The organism is Streptomyces viridosporus, from assembly GCF_002078235.1.
GTDB classification, from domain to species: domain Bacteria; phylum Actinomycetota; class Actinomycetes; order Streptomycetales; family Streptomycetaceae; genus Streptomyces; species Streptomyces viridosporus.
This window is the reverse complement of sequence record NZ_MSGP01000417.1, coordinates 11,954-12,472: the sequence shown is the minus strand read 5'-3', so window position 1 is coordinate 12,472 and position 519 is coordinate 11,954. Positions and strand designations below refer to the sequence as shown.

Below are 519 nucleotides of genomic sequence, written 5' to 3'. Positions count from 1 at the left end.
GGGGCCGCGGGGCCGGGGCGGACGCGTTGTCAGTGCCGTGTGGCACCTTGATCGTGCCGTGCACCACTGACAACACCCTGGAGCAACCGCATGACCGATGTCCCGCCGTCCTTCGCATTCCTTCCCGGCGACGCGGACTCGCCCGTGATCCTCCATGTGCCGCACTCCTCGCGAGAGATACCGGCCGCCGTGCGCTCCGGGATCGTGCTGGACGACACCGGGCTGGAGCGGGAGCTGGACCACATCACCGACGCGCACACGGCCGAGCTGGCCGAGGCGGCGGCCCGCGCGGCCGGGCTCACGCCGTGGCGGTTCGTGAACCGGCTGTCCCGGCTGGTGGTCGATCCCGAGCGGTTCCCGGACGAGCGGGAGGAGATGCTCGCCGTCGGGATGGGCGCGGTCTACACCCGGACCACGCACAAGGAGGTGCTGCGACCCGACGGGTACGACACCGGGCCGCTGATCGAGCGGTACTTCCGTCCGTACGCGGAGGCGATGACCCGGGCGGTCGCCGGGCGG

General features: G+C 72.3%; 1 protein-coding gene. It reads left to right on the top strand.

What is annotated here, in order from left to right; genetic code table 11:
- Positions 1 to 90 precede the first annotated feature (90 nt).
- Positions 91 to 519, top strand: a 429-nt coding sequence (locus B7L92_RS42745) for an N-formylglutamate amidohydrolase (protein ID WP_255311161.1), incomplete at its 3' end; no start/stop codon positions are given.